Genomic DNA, 23,176 nt, shown 5'->3' with positions numbered 1-23,176 from the left:
TAAATAGCCAGAGGGCGTCTATGAGCAAGGTGATTTTAACCGGTTCCAATGGTTTTGTCGGTCGTGCGCTGTTAGGCCAGTTATTGGCCCAAAGTCATCGGGTGACGGCACTGGTTAGAAATGATAATTATGTCCCTGTGGGTAGTGAACAAGTCATATTCGGAGAGCTATCAGCATTGTCAGTTGACACTGCAGCATTTGAACATGTTGATGTCATTATCCATTGTGCGGCAAGGGCCCATATTTTAAAAGATGACCAGCAAGATCCTCCCGCTGCTTTTAGGCAAGTTAACGTCGATGGTACCTTGGGTCTTGCAAAAATGGCAGCGGCCAATGGGGTAAAGAGGTTCATATTCATCAGTTCGATAGGAGTTAATGGAAATTTAACACAGTCCCCTTTTACCATCGAAGATCAACCGGCCCCTTGGGATGATTACTCTCGTTCCAAGCTGGAGGCCGAAGAGGGATTGAAGGCTCTCTGTTCAGCCACTGGCATGGAGTATGTGATACTCCGCCCTCCATTGGTTTATGGTGCTAATGCACCAGGGAACTTTGGCAAATTGGTAAAGGCAATAATGAAAGGCTTACCTCTACCCCTGGGAGCCATTCACAATCAGCGGAGTCTGGTTGCGTTGGATAACCTGATTGATTTGATAATGAATTGTCTCGAGCACCCCAAGGCTGCAAACCAAACATTTCTGGTTAGCGATGATCAGGATGTGTCGACAACTGAGTTGTTGCAAAAGGTCGCCCATGCCTTTGGTAAGAAAACAAAACTGCTGCCAATACCTATGAGCTGGATCCAGAGAGTGGCAAGTCTGCTAGGTAAAAAGGCGGTGGCGGATAGGCTATGTGGTTCATTGCAAGTGGATATTACCCACACCAAGGAGATGCTTGGATGGAAGCCACCGGTGACGATGGATCAGCAATTGGCTAAGATAGCCGCCTCAATGCAATCATCAGTACGGGATGTATAGAATATGACCACGTTTCTCATTCGCACACTTGACATTATTTTTTCTCTATTAGGATTGGTGTGTGCATCACCTGTGATCTTGGTGCTGATTTTGATCGGTTTATTTGAAACAGGCTCACCGATTTTTTGTCAAGTGAGGGTCGGACGACATAAAAAGCCTTTCACTCTCGTTAAACTACGTACCATGAAAGTAGGTACGGCTTCCGTTGCCAGCCATTTAGCCAGTGCGTCAGCCATTACCCCTTTTGGCAATTTCCTACGTAAAAGTAAACTTGATGAGCTCCCACAACTCTGGAATGTTTTGAAAGGCGAAATGAGCTTGGTAGGGCCGCGTCCCTGTCTGTTTAATCAGGAGGTGCTGATTTCTGAGCGTGAAAAGCACAACGTATTTGACGTTAGGCCAGGGATTACCGGTTTGGCTCAGGTTAATTCTATTGATATGTCAACCCCTCAGTTACTTGCGGAAACAGATGCAAAGATGATTGAGTCTTTAACTCTGAACAGTTATTTTACATATATTCTACAAACAGTAACTGGTAAAGGGAGCGGTGATAGAGTGAAACACTGACTATTACTTTATGGTTATCCCTCATGATTTCTGCATGGATATTATTATATGCTGACATTTTTTCTTGGATTATCTCGGCCATTCAAGCGCATTATTTCTGTTATTATAGATGCGGTTTTGCTTAGTATTGCTTTTTGGGGAGGGTATTGGGTAAGATTGGATACGGCAATGCCTATTAAAAGTCTCCTGCACTGGGAGCTTTTGGCCATTCTCGTGCCCTTCACTGTTTTTGTTTTCGTCAAACTGGGTCTCTACCGTGCCGTATTGCGCTATGTCGGATTTAAAGTCTTATGGACTGTAGCGCTGGGTGTTTTTTGTTCAACCATATCTCTGGTCATGTTGGCATTTTTTATGGAAGTGGCCTTGCCAAGAACTGTATCTGTTATTTATTTTGCCTTTGCAGTACTGCTTGTTGGTAGTGTCAGATTATTTTTCAGAATGTTGGTGAATCAGGGTAAGCATAATCGTACACCTGTATTGATATATGGTGCTGGTTCATCAGGTCGTCAGTTACAGTTGGCCCTCAATCAGGGGCACGAGTTTTTTCCGATTGCGTTTGTAGATGACGATCCCGCGATTCGTAAAGCTGTGATCCAAGGCATAAATGTTTATAGCCCAGACTTGATTGGTGATTTGGTTTCTCGCTTTGACATCAAGAAAATTTTGTTGGCAATGCCCAGCGCGTCACGAGCTGTACGCCAAGATGTTATTCATCGTCTGGAACATTTTCCCTGTGAGGTACTATCCATTCCCGGAATGGTTGACCTTGTTGATGGTAAAGCTCATATTGACGAATTGAAAGAAGTATCTATTGAGGATTTATTAGGTAGAGATGCTGTTAACCCTATACCTGAGTTAATGAATGCCAACATTAATGGTAAGCGTGTTATGGTCACAGGCGCCGGTGGATCTATTGGTTCCGAACTTTGTCGTCAAATACTTCGTTGTAAACCAGAAACGCTAATATTGTTTGAGCTCTCCGAATATGGTCTGTATGTCATCGATAAGGAGTTAAATGAGCTCTGTCGCATGGAGGGTATCAAAGTTGAAATCATTCCATTGCTTGGATCTGCACAGCGCCAACATCGTCTTAAAGCTGTAATGAGTAATTTTAATATTCAGACTGTTTATCATGCAGCGGCTTATAAGCATGTTCCATTAGTTGAATATAATGTTGTTGAAGGTGTTCGCAATAACGTTTTTGGCACACTGTATTGTGCACAAGCTGCAATAGAATCTGGTGTTGATACGTTTGTCTTGATTTCGACTGATAAGGCTGTTCGTCCAACTAATACCATGGGGGCAAGCAAGCGCTTGGCTGAATTAGTCTTGCAGGCATTGGCTGCAGAGCAAAGCCATACTCGTTTTTGTATGGTTCGTTTTGGTAATGTGTTGGGATCTTCAGGGTCTGTTGTGCCATTATTCCGTCAGCAAATTAGAGATGGTGGACCAATTACTGTCACACATCCCGATATTATTCGTTATTTTATGACTATTCCCGAAGCATCTCAGTTAGTTATCCAGGCAGGTGCCATGGGCATGGGTGGCGATGTTTTTGTGCTTGATATGGGTAAACCGGTAAAGATTCTGGATCTCGCACATAGGATGATCAGACTAAGCGGGCTGGACTTTAAGAGTGAGCAGAACCCTGATGGCGATATTGAGGTTAAAATAACTGGTTTACGACCTGGTGAGAAGTTATATGAAGAGTTATTGATTGGTGAACAGGTAGAAGGCACTGAACATCCAAGAATCATGAAGGCTACCGAACAAATGTTGGTTTGGTCAGAACTTCGTGCCTTTTTGGTGCAATTAGACTCGGCTTGCCATGGTTTTGATCATGAGAAAATTAGACAATTACTCTTGAGTATCCCTGCTGGCTTCACTCCGACAGATGGTATATGTGATTTAGTTTGGAAAGCCAGAGTAGCCAGGCAAGGAACACCAGTATTCCCAGCTGTTACTGATATTGATTTTTTGACATCAGAGGCTGACTTTCCAATACATTGATAAGAGCCTTTTCTATACGGGAAAATAAGGGGTTTAACATTCACTGGCTTTTAAGTTGGTTGCGTTTTAGTTATCAGATTGATGGTAAATGACAGGAGGTTCTTCGTCACTCTTGCTGAAGATTTTAACCTTGTTATGGTCAGGTAGATATTAATTTCGACCCAGCTCTACGATGGGCAGGGAAAAATAATGAGCTTTTATATGCAATACCGTGCTAGTGATATAGCTGATGTGATGATCCTCACGCCACAGGTATACCGTGACCAGCGTGGCGAATTCATGGAATGTTTTCGTCAGAGTGAATTTGAACTGAATTGTGGGGCGTACGATTTTGTACAAGACAATTTGAGCCGTTCCTGTGGGGGGGCCTTGCGAGGGTTACATTATCAGAAATGTCATCCACAGGGAAAGTTGGTACAGGTTATAACGGGCACCATTTTCGATGTTGCAGTGGATATCAGGGCTGGATCTCCTACTTATGGCGCCTGGGTAGGTCATGTATTGAGTGCCGATAAAGGGGAGTTGATGTGGATCCCCCCCGGTTTTGCCCATGGTTTCTATGTGATGAGCGAGACGGCGGATGTTTTTTACAAGTGTACCGATTATTATCAGCCTGGTGATGAGCATTGCATCCGCTGGGATTCTTCCTCATTGGCAATAAATTGGCCACTGTCGGATAAGTACCCTCTGTCTTTGTCTGACAAGGATCGTCAGGCGGCAGAGTTAGTCATCATGATGTGAGCTTGGATAAGACACCAGATCTTTTGAGTTTTAATGGATAAGAGATAACACATGAAAGAAAAAACGCCAGATGTGCCAGCACAGTGGGTGCCACCCACTGGCTCTGATGAGATTGATCTGCGTGAGTTGGTCTTGGTGTTGTGGAGCCAGAAGCTGTTGATCCTCTTGGTCGCAGGTGTGTTCTCCATCGCCGGGATTGCCTATGCACTATTGGCCCCGCAGACTTGGTCAGCCAATGCAGTCATACAACCGCCTCAGAAAAGTGATCTGCTCCCCATGTTGCGGGTTGCGAGCCCGGCTAAATTGCTCGGGATAACCGATTTTCCCGATAGCAAAACCATCTATGATGAGTTTGTTCGCGAGTTTAATACATATGAAAATCGCCGCGATTTTTTGAAAGGTAGCCCATTTTTTAAAGAGCAAGTCCAAGGTGCCAAGCTGGATGAGCGAGGTCAGCGTCTATGGATCCGCGAATGGTCCAAGTTTATTACCGCCAACACTGTCGATAAAAATCGGGGCAAGCCTGACGTCACGTTATCTACCAGTGCGGATAGTGCAGGTCAGGCATTGACCATGCTGGAATCCTACATCCAGTTCATCATTGCAAAGCAACAGAAACGTTTGATCAGTGAACTGACAGAGCAACAGTCTATGCAACTTGATACCTTGATGACGAACTTGAGATTAACCAAGGAAGATGCCGAGCGTTCTTTGAAGAATGAGATCGAGAATATAGTGTTGACAATTTCCGTAGCTACTGCCGCCGGAGTTGAACGGCCCCTCGAAAATTACAACAACGGCGAACGTTTCTCGATCACTCTGGGTACCAAAGGGCTGGAAGCAAAACTGAAAGTACTCAAGGCTATCGACTTGAGTCTTTATCAGCCGAAACTTGCGGATCTGCAGGCACAGATAGATCGCCTCAAGCAAGTGAAGCTTGATGACATCAGCTTCAGACCCTTCTCGTATCTTGATGCGCCGGAAGAGCCTTTGAGTCGCGATAAACCCAAGCGCGCCATGATAGTGGTGTTGGCTACCCTGCTCGGTGGCATGCTGGGCATCGGCATCGTGCTGGTACGCCATGCTTTCCGTCGGCCTGAACAGGCATAATATGTTTACCAAGTAAGTAATGGGGGGCTTTGCCCCCTTTCTTTTTTTGGGGTTGGTGATTGTGTTCAAAAGCATGAAAGCAAGGGGTCAGGGCCGATGAGGGTGACAACAAGGGTCTTTGGGGTGGTCAGCGTGCTGTATTGGCTGCTGGCCATGCATTTTTTCATGCACAACCCCGGTGGGGCCGGGCTCTATCTGCCATTCAATGCCTGGGGCTGGGTCTTTGCCAGCCTCGTCATCGGCCTGGGGTTGTGGCAGGTCACCCTGCAACAGCGGTTGATATTCTCGTCTTTGCAGGCCTGGCTATGGCTTGGTGGATGCCTGTTGTTGCTACCCATGGCGTATCCCGGTTTTGAACTCAAGGACTATGCCATTCCCCGGCTGCTTGGGTTGTTTGCCGGTCTGCTGTTTCTGTTTTGTCTGTACCAATGGCAACTGGCTCGTCAGGCCCGTGATCAGTTGCTCTATCTGTTGTTGGGGGCGGTAGCGATAGAGGCCTTGCTCGGGCTGGTGCAGTATTACCTGCTGACCCCAGGCAACTGGCTCGGTTATGACACTCGGGCCAATCGCCCTTATGGCATCTTTCAGCAGCCCAATGTGATGGCGACCTTTATGGCGACCGGACTTTCCCTCGCCATCTGGCTTGAGCTGCGCGGCAATGCCAATGTCTGGCTACGAGGGCTGCGCTATGGGGTGCTCCTGGCGGCCAGCTTGCTGCTGGTCGTGTTGCAATCCCGGGTGGGACAACTGGGTGGCTTGCTGGCCCTGATCCTGATTGCGCCACAGTTGCATCGTCAGCATCAACTGGCCCGTATTCTGGGCCTGGTTTCGCTCGGTGTCGGCCTGGGGTTGGCGTCTCAGTACGGGATCAGCGGCGTCAAGCGTGGGCTTGAGGTGTATCAGTCCGGTGGCATGCGCTCCGTCTACTGGCCTTATGCCGCCAGGCTGATTGCGGAAGCCCCCTTGGCCGGTTGGGGCTATGGCAGCTTTGAGACCACCTTCCTGCACCACTACATGGCCGACAAGGCGCTGAACCCGGCCATGGTGCAGATTGAATACAACCTCGATCACCCCCACAACGAGTTTCTCTACTGGGCGGTGGAGGGCGGGCTGGCCCCCATGATCGGCATGGCGCTGATGGGCGGCGCTCTGTTGTGGCGAGTGACCAAGGCCGGTTGGGTCAAGGGATCGGCGCTGCTGGCACTGGTGACCCCCATACTGTTGCACACCCAGACTGAATATCCGCTCTATCACGCCATTGCCCTGTGGTGGGCTCTGCTGCTGCTGATCCATGTGCTGGATGCGGAAGTGGAGGAGGGGATGCAGACAGCCAGCTGGCGTGAATATGTCTATCGCCCCTGGTTGCTGCTGCGCTTCCTGGCTATCGCTATCCCTGTGCTGGTTGTGCCCTTCATGCTCACCGCCATTCATACCGCATGGGTGGTAACCAAGTACGAGCGCGGCGGTTACAAGGATCCAACCCTGCTGCTTGATGTCGTCAACCCCATGGCCTGGTTGACCCGGGTGGAGTTTGACGTGAACTCGGTGCGCTTGATGGTGGGCTTGCAGACTGATAACAAGGTGGAGCTGGAAGCCTATCTCGACTGGGGTCAGGCATTTGTACGCCATACCCCCAGAGCCAATATTTACGCGAATATGGTGATCGCACTCGGTGCGCTTGGGCGACAAGAGGAGGCGCAGGCGCTACGAACGCAAGCCTTGATGCTCTATCCGGGTGATCCCTTGCTAACTGGCTCGGCCGCCAAATCCGTGGCCACTGCACTGGAGGGTAAACCCTCCTCCTGATGCCGGCGGCAGGTGCAAAGCAGGACGGCAAGGTTGCGCGATGTTTCACCAACCACACTACTGCTTCGCAAAAATAGGCGCCTTTGCTGGACGGCAGAGGCGCCATGGCTAAGATAGTGGCCTCAACGTCTTGTTTTAGAAAGGGAGTATGAAATGGAGTTAGTGCTAGGCCCATTGGAAGCCCGCGTGATCGGCGCTCTGATAGAGAAAGAGATCTGCACGCCGGATCAATACCCCCTCTCCCTCAATGCCCTGGTCAATGCCTGTAACCAGAAGAGCAACCGTGAACCTGTGCTGGATCTCTCCGAGCTGGATATCCGCGCTGTTGTGGATGAGCTGATCCGCAAGCGTCTGGTCGTCAACACTGCCGGTTTCAATGCCCGGGTACCCCGTTACCAGCACCGCTTCTGCAATACCGAGTTCGGCACCCTCAAGTTCAGCGAGCAGGAGCTAGGTATCGTCTGCGAGCTGCTGCTGCGCGGCCCTCAGACTCCGGGTGAGTTGCGCTCTCGCACCAACCGCCTGTGCAGCTTCGATGATGTTACTCAGGTGGATGCTGCCTTGGCTGCTCTGATTGAGCAGGGGCCTTATGTGGTCAAGTTGCCCCGCGAACCGGGCAAGCGTGAATCCCGCTATGCCCATCTGTTTAGCGGTGAGGTGGATCTGCAGGCGCTGGCCGAGGCATCCCCTGCCAGCAGTTATGCCTCCCCGGCGGCGGACAGGTTGAGTGCGCTGGAAGAAGAGGTCGAAACCCTCAAGTCACAGTTGCAGGCTCTGGAAGCCCGTCTGGCGCAACTGGAGGGCTGACATTTCGGCACGTTTCTCTATAAAGAGGCGCTACGGCGCCTTTTTTATTGTCATTTCGCCGAGGTTCTCCCCTCTTGGCATATCTTCTTCCATCCTTTGTGATCCTCCGTGCTCCTTGGTTTATATGAGCCAGTCGGCTTTTTTTGAGTTATTTCGCGGTTAAGGGTCGAGCCGCCGCCGCTTTCCCGTTAAAATTCCGCTTTTGCACCTGCCCGTGAGTCTTGATGTCTGCGTTCACCCTCTCTTTCGATTGTTATGCCCTGCTCAGTGAGCTGCAGTTGCAGCGCACCGCCAGTACCCGCTATTTGCAAGAACAGCTGCAAGCGCAGATGCCGCTCGGGCGGGCGTTGATCGACAAGTTGGAGCAGTTGCAGCAGCAGGGACTGGTGCGCCTGCGCGGGGAGCAGCAGTGGAGTCTGACGGCTGAGGGAACCCTGGCGCTGATCCTGGCGGTTCGTTCGGGAGACTGCCCCATGCCGAACTGGGCACGGGTGCCCTCGGTCACCGGCCAGGAGATGGCGCAGGCGCTGGTACGGGAGCTCTGTCTTGGTGAGGCGGGTCAGGTGCCGACCTACTATCTTGCGGCCGATTTGCTTGGCCTGCTCGACGTGACCGATGCCCATCGCCTGCTGCCGGGCTCCAGCCTGCAATGGCAGCAACTGATGCTGATGCACTTCTCCCTGCAAACGCTGCTCGATGCCGAGCCTGGGGCGCAGTGGCCGCTCGCACCGGTTGCCAGCGCCTGTGCTCCCGAGCTGAAAAGCGTGAGCGAAGGGTTCGCCGCCGAATGGCAGTGGCTCTGTGGCGACCTTGCCGGCGAGGTCACCACACACTGGCCCGCCTTGCAGCAGTTGGCGGAGCAGGGGGGAGATCAACCCCTTGCCGAACGGCTGCTCGGTGCTTTGGGCCAGTGGCAGGCAGAGGGCGCCAAGGGTCAGTGGCCGCTGATGTTCAGTGCTCTGCTCTGGCTCGGTTGGTTGCAACAAGCTGACCCCGTGATCGCCAGCGAGCAGCGCAAGAAGTGGCAACGCAGTCTGGGTAATCAGTTTCCGTTGCTGGCGGATCTGCTGGGTCAGTGGGCCGGTGATCGTCATGGTCAGGCGGTCGGTCTGTTCGACACCCTGCAACTGCCGCTGGAAGAGTTGCACTGGGGTTACCTCTGGCTCGATCTCTGCGCCCTTGCCAGGCACGGGGAGCAGAGTCCCCAGGTTGCCATACTGCACAAGTGGGATCTCTCCCATGTGCTGGAGGCACAACCCCATCACAGGCTGATGGCCTTTTGCCAGGATCTGCTGCGACTCCTGTTGGGGCAGGGGGCGCAGCGCGTACCGCTGCAGCAACTGCGAGCCGCCAACGGGGATGACGCATCCGCAGACCAGGACGAAGACGACAAGACGCCCGCCTCGGCCAGCTGGCTCAACTGGCTGCAGGGTTTGGGGCGTTCCAGCGGTGTGCGCAAGGCGCAGGAGCGGCTGGTCTGGCTGCTGCACGCCGAAGGGCCAGAGCTTGAGTGCAAGATCCAGAAGCAGAGCACCAAGGGGGAGTGGACCGCAGGTCGCCGGGTCGATCCCGCTCTGCTCTCGACTCAATATGCCGCCCTGCTTGACGAAGAGGACTGGGCGCTGGTGCGCACCCTGCCGAGGGTCATGGGCCAGCTGCCACGAGAGGCCTGGGCGCCCCTTGCCACTCATCCGCGCCTGTTCAATGCCAAAGGGCAGAAGTTGCAACTGGCCGTCAGTGCGCCCCTGTTGCAGATTGTCGCCACCGAGCAGGGCATGAGTGCCTTGCTGAGCCCGTCCGCCGCCGCGCGCGGTGCCCATATACTGCCGCTGGCACAGGATTTGTGGCAGCTCATCCTCACCCCGCAGGCGCTGCTCGATCGCCTGCCTGCACTGGAATCTATCCCCCTGTTGCCCGCCGAGGGCTTAAGCGAATTGCAGCGCACCTTGGACGCCATCCCCGATCTGCCCTGGCACAGTCAGGTGGCAGGTCTGCAAGGCAATGCCGAACTGGCCCCCTGGCCCGGTATTCCCTCGGTACAGCTGGATTGGCAGGATGGCCAGCTGGCGGTCAAGCTGGTGACCCGGCAGGGTGAGTTGCCGCCGCTTCCCCTTGGCAAGGGGGAGGCCATAGTGCGCCAGGGGATCAAGGATTATCACTACTGGCAGCGAGATCTTCTCGCCGAGAAGGGGCAGGCCCAGCAACTGCGTAATTCGCTGCCCATCGGGCTGCCAGGGAGTGAGTGGCTACTTCAGGGGGAGCAGGCGCTGGCACTGGTCAACGCCCTGCCCGAGCTGGTGGATGCCGGCGTGGTCATTCACTGGCACCAGGACAGCGCCCGCCTCAAGAGTCTGGATGAAGCAGCCCTGAGCCTTCGTATCGAGCGGCGCCAGGATTGGTTCCAGGTGGAGGGGGCACTGGCCCTCGATGAGCACCAGATCCTCGATTTGCGTCTCATCCTGCGTCAGATGACGCCAGGTCAGCGTACCGTCCAGCTCGACGAGAAGACCAGCCTGATGTTGAGCGACAAGCTGGTGGAGCGGCTCACCATGCTGGGCGCCATGCTGGATGAAGAGCAACGCATCAACAACAAGCTGGCCTATCCGCTCACCCGCCTGCTCTCCGTCATCACCACTGAGGGGGATGACGCCTGGCACTCCCTGCAACAGGAGTGGCAGCAGGAGGTGGAATGCCCCGCCGAACTGTTGACCCCGCTGCGGGATTATCAGAAGGACGGAGTACGCTGGCTGGCGACTCTGGCCCATCATGGCTTCGGTGCCTGTCTGGCCGATGACATGGGTCTGGGCAAGACCTTGCAGGCGCTCATAGTGCTGCGCATGCGTCAGCACCTGGGTCCGGCGCTGGTGGTGGTGCCAAAGTCAGTGGTCACCAACTGGCAGGAAGAGGTCGCACGTTTCGCCCCCGAACTTGAGGTGGTGGTATTCGAGAACCCTTCCGAGCGGGAAGGGGTGATCCGCGATGCCAGGGCCGGCCAGGTGATCCTGCTCAACTACGGCATGCTCGGCAGCCTGGCGGAGGCGCTCAAGTCCCGCCGCTGGTCGAGCATGGTGCTGGATGAAGCGCAGCAGATCAAAAATGCCGGTACCCAGCGTGCCAAGCTGCTGTTCCAGCTCGAAGGGGATTTTCGCCTCGCCCTCTCCGGCACCCCCATCGAGAACCACCTGGGGGAGCTGTGGAGCCTGTTTACCTTTATCAACCCGGGTCTGCTCGGCAGCCTGGGCGAGTTCAAGCGCCGCTTCGGCAAGGCGGTAAAAGATCCCCAGCACATGGCCCTGTTGCGGGCTGTGATCAGCCCCTTTATCTTGCGTCGTCTCAAGCAGCAAGTGCTGACCGAGTTGCCGGACAAGACAGAGATCATTCATCACATCAGCCTCTCCCCCGAGGAGCGCCAGTTGTATGAAGCCACCCGGCGCGAAGTGGTGCAGCAGGTGCAAAGTGCCGATGGCCGCGCCCTGATGCATGTGTTGAGCGGCCTGACCCGGCTGCGCCGGCTCTGCTGCTCCCCCGAGCTGGTGATGCCCGAGTGGTCCCAGACCAGCAGCAAGCTGGACGAGGCGATGGCGCTGCTGGACGAGGCCATCGGCAACGGTCATCGAGTGCTGGTGTTCAGCCAGTTCGTCGATCTGCTGAGCCTGCTGCGTGCGCGCATTGAACAGAAGAAATGGGATTACTGCTATCTGGATGGCGGCTGCTCCGCCAAGTCCCGCCAGGACTCCATACTGCGCTTCCGGCACGAGCCGGTGCCGCTGTTTCTCATCAGTCTCAAGGCGGGGGGCACGGGCCTCAACCTGACCCAGGCCGATACGGTGCTGCACCTGGATCCCTGGTGGAACCCGGCTGTGGAAGATCAGGCCAGCGATCGGGCCCACCGCATGGGGCAGACCCAGCCGGTGACTGTCTATCGGCTGGTGTGCGAGCAGACGGTGGAGGAGAAGATAGTCGCCCTGCACGATGAGAAGCGGGCGCTGGCCGATGGCCTGCTGAGCGGCCAGTCCGAAGTACGTGGGCTGGATGTAGAGAGCCTGCGCGCCCTGCTGATGGGCTGATCAGGCTGACGCCATGTACAAGGGGGGATCGCCAGCAGGCGATCCCCCCTTCGTTTATGTCTGTGTCTGCAAAGGAGATCCCGTCAAAGAGGCGGCCGCTCAGCCAGGCCAGCAGAGTGGCGAATGGGCATCTTGCCGCACCATCAGGAGAGGGGGAGTCTGCCGGCTGGCGGCTACCCCTGATAGAGGTAGAGGTGCAGGCGCTCTATGATGGGCTCACCGCCAATCTTGCGATCCCGCCGCGCCTGCCGCAGCTTGGGCGGGTAGTGGCCAAGGTGGGTGACGCCGGGCTGGGTATCCGAGCAGAGCAGCAGGGGCAGGCTCGCCTTGAGCTGCTGCTTGCGGGGCTCCCTGTCCTGCCAGAGCAGGTTGATCATGGGATGGGTCTTGACCGGTCGCCGGATCCTTAGCTCGGCATCGGCAGGCAGGCGGCGAAGGTCATAGACCTCCTGATCCACCATCTTGCTCCACTCCTCACTGTTGGAGAGCGCTGGAATATAGCGGCGGCTGCGCTCCAGCATCTCCAGCACCTGCTCCCGGCTGAGGCGGTTGATGCTTTGTTTGTCGGCCCAGGTAAAGCCGAGGGAATGCAACTCACCCTCCAGCAGGGTCAGCTTGCGGTAGACCTGCAGGGTGATCACCCCGGGCAGGGCCCTGTGTACCAGCTCGAATTTCTCATCCCGCCCGCCTGCCTGTTGCACCAGCCCCTTGAAAGCGAGTTTGCGGGCGTTGATCTCCTCGAGCAGCGGGCGTAGCAGGCTGGCGCTGGCGGCAGAGAAGCGCAGCCAGCCCGGCAGGCGGTGGGTAGCCTTGGTGGAGCAGCCGGGGCGAGCGCTGTGATCCTGATAGGCCGCCAGGGTGGCCGCCAATGCTTCCTCTCCACCCAGATAACCCACTTCTATCTGCTCGATGGGCTCGTGTTCTTGCCCCTGGGGTACGGCAGGAAGGGGATAGACGTGAGCCTCCAGCAAGGGTAGCTGACCCAGCTGTCGGGCCAGGCGGGCCAGCGCCTCTTCGAGCGCGTCCATCTGTTGACGTAGGGCGGCAGTCGGAGTAAATGTGTCCATCGGCATGTCCTGTGGTCGCCCCTGTCACACCCTCTAAAGAGAGTTGGCAGGAGGGGGCTGAAATACTGTATAAATAACCATACCAGTATGCCGAAAGCGCGCCAAGTGCCTCCTTTTTGATGCTCTTGGCGAGCATCAGAAGTGATAGCCATTTGGGTGTGTTGTTTTTGTATCTCTCTGTTAAATAAGGATCAATAAAAGATCTCTTGTTTAACAACTGGATGTAAACACCAGGTTGCCCGCCTCGCCTTTAGATCCGGTGACTGCATAGCCAAGACAAGAAACTGCATAGTTAGAGGTGTGCCACGCAGGAGAATATGCTGTCGGGTTTTCATGCGGAATAAAATGGTTATTTAATAGTTAAAAATCAATTGGTTATATTTTAATGGCTGACGATATGCAGCATTAGCTTTACTAATGCGTTGTATCAAAATTCGTCAATTGAGTCGGTTGTCTCTCCTGACTAAGCTTTGCGCAACAAATTCGTACCCCGCGCAGACATCATCAAGAGGAGCCACATCATGGCCAACATGACTTATACCGAGACCGGTTACCATCATTCCAGCCAATCGAATCTGGTTGCTCGTGTCAAAATGACAGTGCTGACCTGGCTGGAACGCAGCCGCAGCCGTCGCCAGCTCTCCGAGCTGCCCGAGTACCTGCTCAAGGACATCGGCCTGAACGAATCTGATCGCTATCAAGAGACCACCAAGCCGTTCTGGCGTGGTTGATCTGCCGGGCATGGATGCCTTGTTTTTCTGCTGTTCATGATTGCTTAATCCCGACTTGGCCCGTGCCAGCGTGTGAATGATTGCCTGATATTATTGCTTCCCTGCAGTGCTGTTTTACTTCCCGTGATTTCCCCTTCCTTTACCCCATACCTTGTCGATTTGTCACTATCTGTCGCCAGCTTTGTATCCTTACTGTTTGAATTTGTTTAAAAACTGATTTTAAGCCCGCACGCCTTGCGTATAATCCGCCCATAGCGTTCCTGACAAAAGGGTGAGATGGATGATTCCCCAGCATGATTTTTTGGCCCTGACCCGCCACCACGAGTGGCAGCTTGAGCCCTTCGCGTTTGGCCTGCCCGATGGCTCCCGGGTGAGCGTCTGGGATACGGGTGTGCTCTGTCTGGAGCCTGCCAGTGGCGCGGGCGATCAGCCCGGGGGACGCAAGGACATAGTGCTTTCCTGCGGCATTCACGGCAACGAAACCGCACCCATCGAGATCTGCAACCAGCTGCTGACCCGGCTGCTCAGCGGCGAGCTTAGCGCCCGTCATCGGGTGCTGTTCCTGTTTGGCAACCCGGCCGCCATGAACCTGGGGTTGCGGGAGGTGGAGGAGAACATGAACCGGCTCTTCTCCGGTGCCCACAGCAAGGGGGAGGGGCTGTGCAATCAGGAGCGCATTCGTGCCATGCGCCTCGAGCAGTATGTGAGTCGCTTCTTTGCCAATCCTGCCCGGCCCCGTTATCACTACGACCTGCACACCGCCATTCGCGGTTCGCGTCACGAGAAGTTTGCTGTCTACCCTTTCCCCCATGAGCGGCCGCATTGCAAGGAGCAGGTGCAGTTCCTCGGTGCCTGCGGGGTGCGTACCATACTGCTCTCCAGCAGCCCCACCACCACCTTCAGCTATTACAGCTCGCACCAGCATGGTGCCCATGCCTTCACGGTAGAGTTGGGCAAGGTGCGCCCGTTTGGCGAGAACGACATGACCCGCTTCATCGAGACCCGTCAGGCGCTGCAGGAGCTGGTAACTCGGGATGAGGTGGCGCTCGAGCCTTGGCGGGCGGATGACTTCACCATTTTTGCCATCGACCGGGTGATCAACAAGCATTCGGCCCAGTTTCGCTTCCTGTTTGCCAGCGATGTGGACAATTTCACCGAGTTTCCCCAGGGATTCGTGCTGGCCGAGGATGGTGAACTGCGCTACACGGTAGAAAAGACGCGGGAAGCGGTGGTCTTTCCCAACGCCAATGTGGCCATCGGTCAGCGTACCGTGCTGCTGGTGGTGCCGACCCGCTTGTGGGAGTGAGCCGAACCCGTCTTCTGTGCCATAGACCTGCGCGTCGTCCGGCTGGTGACGCGAATCCATTGATGTGGGAGTGATCCCGCATCCACCCAAAAGGGAGCCCGAAGCGGCTCCTTTTTTCGTATCTGCTCAGCCGAAAAGTTCAGTGTCTTTCTGAAATTAAAGAAGTTTCTACTGGTCTTACCTGGTTAAATCACATTGCTCTTTAGTTAACATCTTATTTACATTCTAAGGGTCACCTCATGGTGGTGACGTTGACAACGGCAAGGAGCCAGTTATGACCCATGTCGACATCCCTTTCCTTCGTTACCTCGATGAGGAAGGGCGCCCGGTCGCGACACTACCGACCTGGCTGGACAAGGCGATACTGCACACTTTCTACCGCAACATGGTGATGGTGCGCAGCTATGACAAGAAAGCAATCGCGCTGCAGCGAACCGGCAAGCTCGGCACCTTTCCCTCCCATCTGGGAGCCGAGGCGGTCGGGATAGGCGTCGGTCTCGCCATGCAGGAGCAGGATGTCTATGTGCCCTACTACCGGGACATGCCCACCCTCTATGTGCGGGGCGTGCCCATGGAGAAAAACCTGCAATATTGGGGTGGGGACGAACGGGGTAGTGTTTTTTACAAGGCCGACGGCGAGCTGTCGGAGGACTTGCCCATCTGCGTGCCCATCGCCACCCAGATCACCCATGCCGCCGGCATAGCGGCGGCCTTCAAGTTGCGCAACCAGCCCAGAGTGGCCGTGGTCACCATAGGTGACGGCGGTACCTCCAAGGGGGACTTCCTGGAGGGGCTCAACTGCGCCGGAGTCTGGCATCTACCCATGGTGATGATCATCAACAACAACCAGTGGGCCATTTCTGTGCCGCGCAAGTTGCAGTCGAGCGCACCCACCCTGGCCCAGAAAGGAGTTGGCGCCGGGGTACGCAGCATCCAGGTTGACGGCAACGACGTGGTGGCTGTTTATGATGCCACCCGCATCGCCGTCGAGCGTGCGCGCAGTGGCAAGGGGCCGACGCTCATAGAGGCAATCAGCTATCGGCTGGGGGATCACACCACGGCCGACGATGCGACCCGCTATCGGGATGCTGCCGAGGTGGAAGCCGCCTGGGCCAAGGAGCCGGTCAAGCGGTTGCGACAATTCATGTTTGAACAGGGCTGGTGGGACGAGCATCAGGAGCAGGAGCTGCTGGCCGAGGCGAGCCGGGAGGTCGATCGCGCCGTGGCTGCCTATGAAAGCACGGCCCCGCAGGCGCCGGAAACCCTGCTCGACTATCAGTTTGCCGAGTTGCCCAGGGATTATCGCGGGCAGCGCCAGCGCATCATCGCCAAGGGCATGCAGCGTCACGCCGGGGAGGAACGCTCATGATCGATGAGATGAGACTGCAGGATGCCATCAAGCCTGCCTGGTGTGACGACATGACATGCCACGGGAATGCGGTGGCTGATGACGCCGAGTGGGGGAGGACGCATGAGTGAAATGACACTGCTCGAAGCCATCAATCTGGCACTGCACCATGAGATGGAACACGACCCTGATGTGGTTGTTCTGGGGGAGGATGTCGGGGTCAATGGCGGGGTGTTTCGGGCCACTGTTGGCCTTCGCGACAAGTTTGGTTTCAAGCGGGTGATAGATACACCGCTGGCCGAGGGGCTGATCGCCGGGGTGGCGGTGGGGATGGCAACCCAGGGGCTCAAGCCGGTGGCCGAGTTCCAGTTTCAGGGCTTCATCTTCCCCGGCATGGAGCAGATCATCTGCCAGGCGGCGCGGATGCGTAACCGCACCCGTGGCCGTCTCTCCTGCCCCATCGTCTATCGCTCTCCCTACGGCGCCGGCATTCACTCGCCGGAGCACCACAGCGAGAGCGTTGAAGCCCTGTTTGCCCATATTCCGGGCCTGCGGGTGGTCATTCCCTCCAGCCCGAGGCGCGCTTATGGCTTGCTGCTATCGGCCATTCGTGACCCGGATCCCGTCATGTTCTTCGAGCCTGATCGTATCTATCGCTCCATGAAGTCGGACGTGGTGGATGACGGTGTCGGTCTGCCGCTGGACGTCTGCTTCACCCTGCGGCCGGGGCGGGACGTCACCATGGTTGCCTGGGGGGCCTGTATTCAGGAGGTGATGCGGGCGGCGAGCCTCTTGGCGGAGCAGGATATCCAGTGCGAAGTGCTGGATTTGGCGACCATCAAGCCGCTCGACATGGAGAGCATTCTGGCGTCGGTGCGCAAGACAGGCCGTCTGCTGGTGGTGCACGAGGCGTGCGGCAGCTTCGGGGTGGGCGCCGAGATAGTGGCGCGGGTGACCGAGGAGGCGTTGGCCTCCCTCAAGGCGCCGCCCAAGCGCCTCACCGGGGTGGATGCCGCTGTACCCTATTATCGCAACGAAGAGTATTACCTCATCACAGAGCAGGATATCGCGGATGCGGCTTACCAGCTGATGGAGAACAAATGGCTATGACATTTTTCAAATTTTGGCGCTTCAGCAGCCGAGCAAAAAATAGCCATGGAATCTTCCAACGTTTGGTGATTGCCCCGCAGATGGAGAACTGGTCATGAAATTTTTCAAATTACCGGACCTGGGCGAAGGGTTGGCCGAGGCCGAGATCGTCGAATGGAAGGTGAGTACTGGCGATACAGTGAGTGTCGATCAGGTGCTGTTGTCGGTAGAAACCGCCAAGGCGCTGGTGGATGTGCCCTCGCCGGTGGCGGGGGTTATTGCCAGGCTTTGTGGTCAGGAGGGCGACATTCTCCACATCGGCGCGCCACTGGTGGAATTTGAAGGGGGTGAAGATGACGGAACTGTGGTGGGCAAGGTCAGCGCTCACCAACAGCATATCGAGGATCACTTCGTGGTGGGGGCCATAGCCCCGGGGGGTAGCCTGGTGCAAGCCATGCCTGCGGTGCGGCTGCTGGCACAGAAACTGGGTCTGGATATCGATCGGATCAAAGGCAGTGGCAGCGCCGGCATGGTGACCGAGCAGGATGTGCAGGCGGCATTCGAGGCGCAGCAGAGCAGCGGCAACGAGTTCCTCAAGGGCTCGCGCCGGGCCATGGCCAAGGCGATGGAGCTTTCTCATCAGACAGTGGTGCCGGTCAGCATCACCGACGAAGTGGATCTGCGTCACTGGCGCCCAGACGAAGATGTGACAGTACGGCTCATCAAGGCCATCGGTGTCGCCTGTCGTGCCGAACCTTCCATGAATGCCTGGTTTGACGGCGATACGCTCTCAAGGCGGCTGTTCAATGAGGTCAACGTGGCCATTGCGGTCGACTCCAAGCATGGGCTCTATGTGCCTGTGATGGAGAACGTAGCCGAGCGGGAGGGAGCCGACATCCGGCAGGGACTGGATCGGATGATCGCGGATGTGAAGGCACGAGCTGTGCCGCGGGAGATGCTGCAGGGGGCGACCATTACCCTCACCAACTTCGGTGCCATCGCGGGTCGTTATGCCAGCCCAATCGTGACGCCACCGCAGGTGGCCATCATAGGTGCGGGCAAGTTGTTCGAGAAGGTGGTGTTCATCCACGGGGAGGCTCGCCCGGTCAGAGTGCTGCCTCTGTCGATGACCTTTGATCACAGGGCCTGCACCGGTGGCGAGGCGGCTCGCTTCCTCAAGGTACTGGTTCAGGCACTGGAATCGCCCTCACTATAAACGGCTGTGCCCTGCCATTGGCAGGGCACAAATTTGTTTGCGTAATCCCCAAAGCCACGTATAATCTAAATCAGCTTGAAAGGGCCAAAGTTATGTCAATGAATATGATGTTTTACATCTTTTCCTGTTGTTCATAAGTTAATCCCGTTTTTGAGCTTTATCCGCTGAAAAGCATAAGTAATTATTTAGAATACAGGTTAAAGATATGTCTAACATGATCACCGGTACCGTTAAGTTTTTCAACGAAACCAAAGGTTTTGGCTTCATCCAGCAAGAAAACGGCCCGGACGTTTTCGTTCACTTCAGCGCTATCAGCGGTAACGGTTTCCGTACCCTGGCTGAAGGTCAGCGCGTACAGTTTTCTGTGACCCAAGGTCAGAAAGGCCCGCAGGCTGAGAACGTAACTGCTCTGTAATTCTTACAGAATTTAAGAAAGCCGTGGTGCCTCTGGTTCCACGGCTTTTTGTTTATGGGCCATCTTCACTGTTTTCAGCATCATCTTTGACCTTGAATTTCACCATGACCCCATCACTTCTTCTTGCTGCCAGCCTGCTGACCATTGCCAATCTTCAGACACAGAGTACATCCGCTACAGAAGCGAAAGCCGTATGCCGGCAGTTTGTTCAGGTACGTCTTGGGAATGGTAGTCAGCCTGATGAGATCAAGGCTCAGCCTTTGCCAAAGCGGGAAGGGGAGTGGATGGTCGATGGCAAAGTAAAAGGACCCGAAGGTCCTTTGCTGTTTGCCTGTTTGCTGCGCCAGGGCTTGCGCTGGGAGTTGATCAACTTTTCGCTCTGGGCCCCGCAGGCGATCAAAGCGGTTTGAGTGCGACTATCAGATGCTGCAGATGCTCAACCATTGTCATGCCAAAAGGAGTCAGGTAGCCGCCATCTTCTGCGCTGATGAGCCCCTGCTGATGCAGACGTACAGCCGCCTGACACAGCTCGTCGGACATGTCACTGCGCAACTTGATCCCCAGGCTCATGTTGGCCGGATCAAAGCATGCCAGTATTTTCAAGTCGTTTACAAAGTCGTTAGAAATCTGGTCGATCCCAATCATGAATGCACTCCTTACGCTAAAGATGTATGCAAACTAGCATTCCCGGATCCACTTTAGTGGGCGCTGGTTCAAACTATTGGGCTTTATCCGTGCGGGGAGTGCTTGAACGCTGTTTTTTTGGGCGCAGCTATCCGAGTTGATCTGTGAAAATGTGAGTCCGCTCGCCAGCGTTCAAACATGATAGGATAAGGCTCTCCTTTGTCTTTCTGGCCGAGCACTGAATATCGGCCTTCCAGTTCAAGGCGCCCCTCATGGTAAAGATCACGCTAGTATCACTGCTTCACACTCTCGGCCCCCGTTTCCCTGTCTATCCCGCCTCTCTGCTGCTACCTCTGCTCGACAAGCATCAGGGCGATGTCTGGCTGCCAGCCATAAAGGGGGGGGATGTGGCCGTATTGCGTCAGCATGGCAAGGGTGCGGCTGCGCAAACCCTGGCGCCGCTGACGGCTGGCTGGTGTGATTTTGCTGCCAGCGATGTCGGAGCGACGCCCGAGCTGGATGCCCTTGCCAACTACGACAGCGAGATGATGGACAATCTGCTGATGTATTGGCACAGCCCGGCCAAGATAAACAGCCCGATCACCGATAACCTGTTCGAGCTGCGCCGCGAGGTGGTGGACGAAGCCCATGGATCCAAACTGGCCAACGCCTGGGAGCAACAACAGGTGCTGCGATTCGAGCAGATCATGGGTGGCGCATTGGCTGGACGGGATCAGCTCTGCTTCGTCGAGGTGGAGTCCGCCTACTGGCTGCGCCAGCGTTGTTGCGAGACGTCGGAGATCTCCCTGGTGACGCCTGAACTGGGCTGATATTGCCGAAAAATAGGTGACCGATCTCTCATACTGGACAAGCTGTCAGCAAGATGTGAACATGGCGCCCTTTATTGAAAGAGAGACTTGGCCAATGAGCTATGAACTGAGCGAAACCGAGCGCAATGCTGCGCTGCAACTGAATGCCGACTACCGTTACGAGCACTTCATCAGCAAGCTGGTCGAGTACGAAGAGCTGTTTGTCCTGACCGACGAGCACGGCGTCATGATGCTGACCACAGACGATGAAGATTGCATCCCGGTATGGCCACACCCTGAGTACGCCCAGGCGTGGGCCGAGGGTGAATGGGCCGAATGCAAGCCGCAGTCCATCACCCTCAAGGTGTGGCTGGAGCGCTGGGTTGACGGCATGGAGCAGGACGAGCTGTGTGTCGCCGTGTTCCCGACGCCGGATCAGGAAGGCATAGTGCTGTCGCCGGCCGACGTGGCTGACGCCATTGCCGAGAAGCAGGCCAAGCGCGCTTAATCGCCCCTCGCGTCAAGGCTGCAACCACGGTTGCAAACAAAAAAGACCCCGTCACCTCTGGTGCGGGGTCTTTTGTTTGATATGTACTTTGGTCTCAAGGTTGCCGATAAGTGGTGTCTATCTTCATGACGGCAGGAAAGGTCTTGCCGTTTTTGATGGCGGCTTTTGTCTCGGTTTTTAGCTGGTCGTCGATCCAGAGCAGACCGCCGTAGCTGTAGCCGCTACTTCCGCCATCGAGTGGCCAGTAAAGCAGGTCACTTTTGGGTGTGGCGGGCAGCTTGGGCAATTTTATCCAGCGCCAGGCCCCTTCCCGGGTATAGGGCACCTGATAGGCAGGGACAAAGCTGGCCAGTTCATACAGACGCTGCTGGATCTGCCGCGACAGCGCCGCTTTTTTGGCGAAGTCGAACTCCTTGTCGTACTGCTCCACCAGGGCAGTGATGGCGTCATCATCGATGTTCATGATGTTGTTGGTCTGGGGCTTGTTGGCATTGACCTTGTGGAAAAACTCCCAATAAGCGGGATAGCGACCGCCGCTCCATGCCATCCAGGCACTCTGGTGTTTTTTCTCCAGCATGGACTTGAAACCCGAAGAGGCATCCATCAGGTTGAGCTCGAGATTGAGCCCCGCCTTCTTGGCCTCCTCCCGCAGCAAAGTGAGCCGCTGGGCATGTTCTGCCGTGGTGTAGGTGATGGTCAGCGTCAGTGGCTGCCCCTTGTCGTTTTGCAAAATGCCCTGTGGCCCCACCTTGTTGAAACCAGCCTTGGCGAAATAGCTGCGCGCAAGTTTGGGATCAAACGGGCGTGCCTTTATCTCTGTGTTGGTAAAATCCCCTTGGCCCGACCCGTAGCTGTTGAGTCGCTGGTAATCCCCTCGAAGCAAGGTGACGAGCATCTTGTCTAGGTTGAGGGAATGCTGGATGCCGAGCCGTACATTGAGCTCGCTGAGCAGCGGGTCTGCTGTATTGAGATAGAGTCCCATGGGGGATTGGGGGGTCTGGTTGTAGAACCAGAGCCGCTCGATATAACCCTTCTCGAATTCTGCGGTTTTGGTCTTGTCGTGCCACCAGTTGGGCATGACCAGCGGGAAGGTATCCAGATCGCCGCGCAAGAAGTGTTGCCAGGCGATGTTCTGATCCCGCAACACCTTGATCTCAATCCTGTCCGGGTTGAAGCGGTGCTGAAAGTAGCGCTCCTCGTCTCCCCACCAATCTTTGATCCGCTTGAAGCTAACCGACTTGCCCTTTTTTACCTCACCGAGCTGATAGGGGCCCGTGACTGGCAGTATTTTCCAGTTGTACTCCTTGACCCAGTTGGCCGTGAGCTTGATGGCGTGGCTTGGCTCCGGGGTGAATGGCAGGGATTCCAGCAGATCTTCCCGACTCTTTTCGCTGCCGCTGCCGCTGGTGATGGAGAGGGTGTGGTCATCGAAGCGAGTCACGTCTGTGATCTGGGTGCTGTAGTAGTTGTTGTACCAGGGGTCGTTTATTTCCTTGCTGCGCATCATCTTGAGAGTAAACACCCAGTCATCGGCAGTGACGGGCTTGCCATCTGACCAGCGAGCCTTGGGGTTGATGCGAAAATAGAGGGTCTTGTGATCGGCGCCAAAGGCCCATGCGTTTGCCAGCATGGGCATGGGGTTGCCTGTGACGGGATGGGTGCTCAGCAGCGGCAGGTTGCTTTCCCTGACATAGCTGGCAAAGCTGCCGTTGGAATCGGGCCCGAATTTGCGCAGGGTCAGTGGAAAGCTGGTGACAAATCCGCGAAAGGTGCCGCCACGTTTGGCGGCCGGGTCGGCGTAGACAGGGTCCGCATTGTTGCTCTCCCACTTGAGATCCGCAGGCAGGCCGGCACCCCAGCCAAACTGACTCCAGCACAGGGTCAGGGTGATGGCGGCGGTGTAAGCAGTGGTGCGAATAAGGGTCGGGACGGGGCTCACCCCGGCTGAGGCTGTCGATGGCATATCCTTGCTCTCTCC

General features: G+C 55.7%; 20 protein-coding genes. 17 read left to right on the top strand and 3 right to left on the bottom strand.

Going from position 1 to position 23,176, the window contains the following annotated elements; all coding sequences use genetic code 11:
* Positions 1-20 precede the first annotated feature (20 nt).
* The 8 genes from GWQ31_RS00740 to GWQ31_RS00705 all read left to right on the top strand — a co-directional run bounded on the left by GWQ31_RS00740 (position 21) and on the right by GWQ31_RS00705 (position 12,085).
* Entirely contained in the window at positions 21-977 is a 957-nt protein-coding gene (locus tag GWQ31_RS00740) for an SDR family oxidoreductase (RefSeq protein WP_275908418.1), read from the top strand.
* A gap of 3 nt (positions 978-980) precedes the next feature.
* Positions 981-1,544, top strand: a complete 564-nt coding sequence (locus GWQ31_RS00735) for a sugar transferase (RefSeq protein WP_275908417.1) — start codon at positions 981-983, stop codon at positions 1,542-1,544.
* A gap of 48 nt (positions 1,545-1,592) precedes the next feature.
* Entirely contained in the window at positions 1,593-3,554 is a 1,962-nt protein-coding gene (locus tag GWQ31_RS00730; protein ID WP_275908416.1) for a nucleoside-diphosphate sugar epimerase/dehydratase, read from the top strand.
* Positions 3,555-3,743: 189 nt separating this feature from the next.
* Positions 3,744-4,295, top strand: coding sequence for a dTDP-4-dehydrorhamnose 3,5-epimerase (gene rfbC, locus GWQ31_RS00725; RefSeq protein WP_275908415.1), 552 nt, complete (start codon positions 3,744-3,746; stop codon positions 4,293-4,295).
* A 51-nt stretch (positions 4,296-4,346) separates the two neighbouring features.
* A complete protein-coding gene (locus GWQ31_RS00720) occupies positions 4,347-5,405 on the top strand; it encodes a Wzz/FepE/Etk N-terminal domain-containing protein (protein ID WP_275908414.1) in 1,059 nt (352 codons plus the stop codon).
* A 96-nt stretch (positions 5,406-5,501) separates the two neighbouring features.
* Complete coding sequence (locus GWQ31_RS00715) at positions 5,502-7,211, top strand: Wzy polymerase domain-containing protein (protein WP_275908413.1); 1,710 nt, start codon at positions 5,502-5,504, stop codon at positions 7,209-7,211.
* A gap of 153 nt (positions 7,212-7,364) precedes the next feature.
* Complete coding sequence (locus GWQ31_RS00710) at positions 7,365-8,018, top strand: DUF480 domain-containing protein (RefSeq protein ID WP_059112648.1); 654 nt, start codon at positions 7,365-7,367, stop codon at positions 8,016-8,018.
* A 224-nt stretch (positions 8,019-8,242) separates the two neighbouring features.
* On the top strand, positions 8,243-12,085 hold the full coding sequence (locus GWQ31_RS00705; protein ID WP_275908412.1) for a DEAD/DEAH box helicase: 3,843 nt from the start codon (positions 8,243-8,245) through the stop codon (positions 12,083-12,085).
* A 173-nt stretch (positions 12,086-12,258) separates the two neighbouring features.
* Here GWQ31_RS00705 and GWQ31_RS00700 read toward each other — a convergent pair whose 3' ends face one another.
* The gene (locus GWQ31_RS00700) at positions 12,259-13,152 is read right to left on the bottom strand and encodes a DNA replication terminus site-binding protein (RefSeq protein ID WP_275908411.1); all 894 of its coding nucleotides are present in this window, start codon (positions 13,150-13,152) and stop codon (positions 12,259-12,261) included.
* A gap of 521 nt (positions 13,153-13,673) precedes the next feature.
* Between GWQ31_RS00700 and GWQ31_RS00695 the strand changes: the two genes are divergently transcribed.
* The 7 genes from GWQ31_RS00695 to GWQ31_RS00665 all read left to right on the top strand — a co-directional run bounded on the left by GWQ31_RS00695 (position 13,674) and on the right by GWQ31_RS00665 (position 19,667).
* Positions 13,674-13,883 (top strand): DUF1127 domain-containing protein, encoded by a 210-nt coding sequence (locus GWQ31_RS00695; protein ID WP_042870650.1) that lies wholly within the window; start codon positions 13,674-13,676, stop codon positions 13,881-13,883.
* 280 nt (positions 13,884-14,163) lie between these two features.
* On the top strand, positions 14,164-15,189 hold the full coding sequence (astE, locus tag GWQ31_RS00690; protein WP_275908410.1) for a succinylglutamate desuccinylase: 1,026 nt from the start codon (positions 14,164-14,166) through the stop codon (positions 15,187-15,189).
* 274 nt (positions 15,190-15,463) lie between these two features.
* A complete protein-coding gene (gene pdhA, locus GWQ31_RS00685; RefSeq protein ID WP_275908409.1) occupies positions 15,464-16,558 on the top strand; it encodes a pyruvate dehydrogenase (acetyl-transferring) E1 component subunit alpha in 1,095 nt (364 codons plus the stop codon).
* A gap of 102 nt (positions 16,559-16,660) precedes the next feature.
* A complete protein-coding gene (locus tag GWQ31_RS00680) occupies positions 16,661-17,647 on the top strand; it encodes an alpha-ketoacid dehydrogenase subunit beta (RefSeq protein WP_265421201.1) in 987 nt (328 codons plus the stop codon).
* Positions 17,648-17,741: 94 nt separating this feature from the next.
* Positions 17,742-18,842, top strand: coding sequence for a dihydrolipoamide acetyltransferase family protein (locus GWQ31_RS00675; protein WP_275908408.1), 1,101 nt, complete (start codon positions 17,742-17,744; stop codon positions 18,840-18,842).
* Positions 18,843-19,047: 205 nt separating this feature from the next.
* On the top strand, positions 19,048-19,257 hold the full coding sequence (locus tag GWQ31_RS00670) for a cold-shock protein (protein ID WP_005331438.1): 210 nt from the start codon (positions 19,048-19,050) through the stop codon (positions 19,255-19,257).
* Between the two features lie 104 nt (positions 19,258-19,361).
* Complete coding sequence (locus tag GWQ31_RS00665; protein WP_265421203.1) at positions 19,362-19,667, top strand: hypothetical protein; 306 nt, start codon at positions 19,362-19,364, stop codon at positions 19,665-19,667.
* On the opposite strand, the gene GWQ31_RS00660 is transcribed toward GWQ31_RS00665, so the two are convergent.
* A complete protein-coding gene (locus GWQ31_RS00660) occupies positions 19,654-19,902 on the bottom strand; it encodes a TIGR02647 family protein (RefSeq protein WP_005320240.1) in 249 nt (82 codons plus the stop codon). The two genes, GWQ31_RS00665 and GWQ31_RS00660, sit on opposite strands and share 14 nt — an antisense overlap.
* Positions 19,903-20,153: 251 nt before the next feature.
* Between GWQ31_RS00660 and GWQ31_RS00655 the strand changes: the two genes are divergently transcribed.
* Positions 20,154-20,711, top strand: coding sequence for a hypothetical protein (locus tag GWQ31_RS00655; protein WP_125607448.1), 558 nt, complete (start codon positions 20,154-20,156; stop codon positions 20,709-20,711).
* 94 nt (positions 20,712-20,805) lie between these two features.
* Complete coding sequence (locus GWQ31_RS00650) at positions 20,806-21,198, top strand: DUF2750 domain-containing protein (protein WP_005320236.1); 393 nt, start codon at positions 20,806-20,808, stop codon at positions 21,196-21,198.
* 94 nt (positions 21,199-21,292) lie between these two features.
* On the opposite strand, the gene GWQ31_RS00645 is transcribed toward GWQ31_RS00650, so the two are convergent.
* On the bottom strand, positions 21,293-23,161 hold the full coding sequence (locus tag GWQ31_RS00645) for an extracellular solute-binding protein (RefSeq protein WP_275908407.1): 1,869 nt from the start codon (positions 23,159-23,161) through the stop codon (positions 21,293-21,295).
* Between the last annotated feature and the right edge of the window lie 15 nt (positions 23,162-23,176).

Source organism: Aeromonas sp. 2MA4 (assembly GCF_029237305.1).
GTDB classification, from domain to species: Bacteria; Pseudomonadota; Gammaproteobacteria; order Enterobacterales; family Aeromonadaceae; genus Aeromonas; species Aeromonas salmonicida.
The sequence above is the reverse complement of the archived record's forward strand: the minus strand, read 5'-3'. Positions and strand labels throughout refer to the sequence as shown.

What these genes read in the sequence shown, in the direction of transcription:
- GWQ31_RS00720 (WP_275908414.1), top strand. Translation starts at nt 4,347, where the DNA reads ATGAAAGAAAAAACGCCAGATGTGCCAGCACAGTGGGTGCCACCCACT.
- GWQ31_RS00715 (WP_275908413.1), top strand. Translation starts at nt 5,502, where the DNA reads ATGAGGGTGACAACAAGGGTCTTTGGGGTGGTCAGCGTGCTGTATTGG.
- GWQ31_RS00665 (WP_265421203.1), top strand. Translation starts at nt 19,362, where the DNA reads ATGACCCCATCACTTCTTCTTGCTGCCAGCCTGCTGACCATTGCCAAT.
- astE (WP_275908410.1), top strand. Translation starts at nt 14,164, where the DNA reads ATGATTCCCCAGCATGATTTTTTGGCCCTGACCCGCCACCACGAGTGG.
- GWQ31_RS00730 (WP_275908416.1), top strand. Translation starts at nt 1,593, where the DNA reads ATGCTGACATTTTTTCTTGGATTATCTCGGCCATTCAAGCGCATTATT.
- GWQ31_RS00655 (WP_125607448.1), top strand. Translation starts at nt 20,154, where the DNA reads ATGGTAAAGATCACGCTAGTATCACTGCTTCACACTCTCGGCCCCCGT.
- GWQ31_RS00675 (WP_275908408.1), top strand. Translation starts at nt 17,742, where the DNA reads ATGAAATTTTTCAAATTACCGGACCTGGGCGAAGGGTTGGCCGAGGCC.
- GWQ31_RS00645 (WP_275908407.1), bottom strand. Translation starts at nt 23,161, where the DNA reads ATGCCATCGACAGCCTCAGCCGGGGTGAGCCCCGTCCCGACCCTTATT.
- GWQ31_RS00680 (WP_265421201.1), top strand. Translation starts at nt 16,661, where the DNA reads ATGAGTGAAATGACACTGCTCGAAGCCATCAATCTGGCACTGCACCAT.
- rfbC (WP_275908415.1), top strand. Translation starts at nt 3,744, where the DNA reads ATGAGCTTTTATATGCAATACCGTGCTAGTGATATAGCTGATGTGATG.
- GWQ31_RS00710 (WP_059112648.1), top strand. Translation starts at nt 7,365, where the DNA reads ATGGAGTTAGTGCTAGGCCCATTGGAAGCCCGCGTGATCGGCGCTCTG.
- GWQ31_RS00650 (WP_005320236.1), top strand. Translation starts at nt 20,806, where the DNA reads ATGAGCTATGAACTGAGCGAAACCGAGCGCAATGCTGCGCTGCAACTG.
- GWQ31_RS00695 (WP_042870650.1), top strand. Translation starts at nt 13,674, where the DNA reads ATGGCCAACATGACTTATACCGAGACCGGTTACCATCATTCCAGCCAA.
- GWQ31_RS00670 (WP_005331438.1), top strand. Translation starts at nt 19,048, where the DNA reads ATGTCTAACATGATCACCGGTACCGTTAAGTTTTTCAACGAAACCAAA.
- GWQ31_RS00740 (WP_275908418.1), top strand. Translation starts at nt 21, where the DNA reads ATGAGCAAGGTGATTTTAACCGGTTCCAATGGTTTTGTCGGTCGTGCG.
- GWQ31_RS00700 (WP_275908411.1), bottom strand. Translation starts at nt 13,152, where the DNA reads ATGGACACATTTACTCCGACTGCCGCCCTACGTCAACAGATGGACGCG.
- pdhA (WP_275908409.1), top strand. Translation starts at nt 15,464, where the DNA reads ATGACCCATGTCGACATCCCTTTCCTTCGTTACCTCGATGAGGAAGGG.
- GWQ31_RS00660 (WP_005320240.1), bottom strand. Translation starts at nt 19,902, where the DNA reads ATGATTGGGATCGACCAGATTTCTAACGACTTTGTAAACGACTTGAAA.
- GWQ31_RS00735 (WP_275908417.1), top strand. Translation starts at nt 981, where the DNA reads ATGACCACGTTTCTCATTCGCACACTTGACATTATTTTTTCTCTATTA.
- GWQ31_RS00705 (WP_275908412.1), top strand. Translation starts at nt 8,243, where the DNA reads ATGTCTGCGTTCACCCTCTCTTTCGATTGTTATGCCCTGCTCAGTGAG.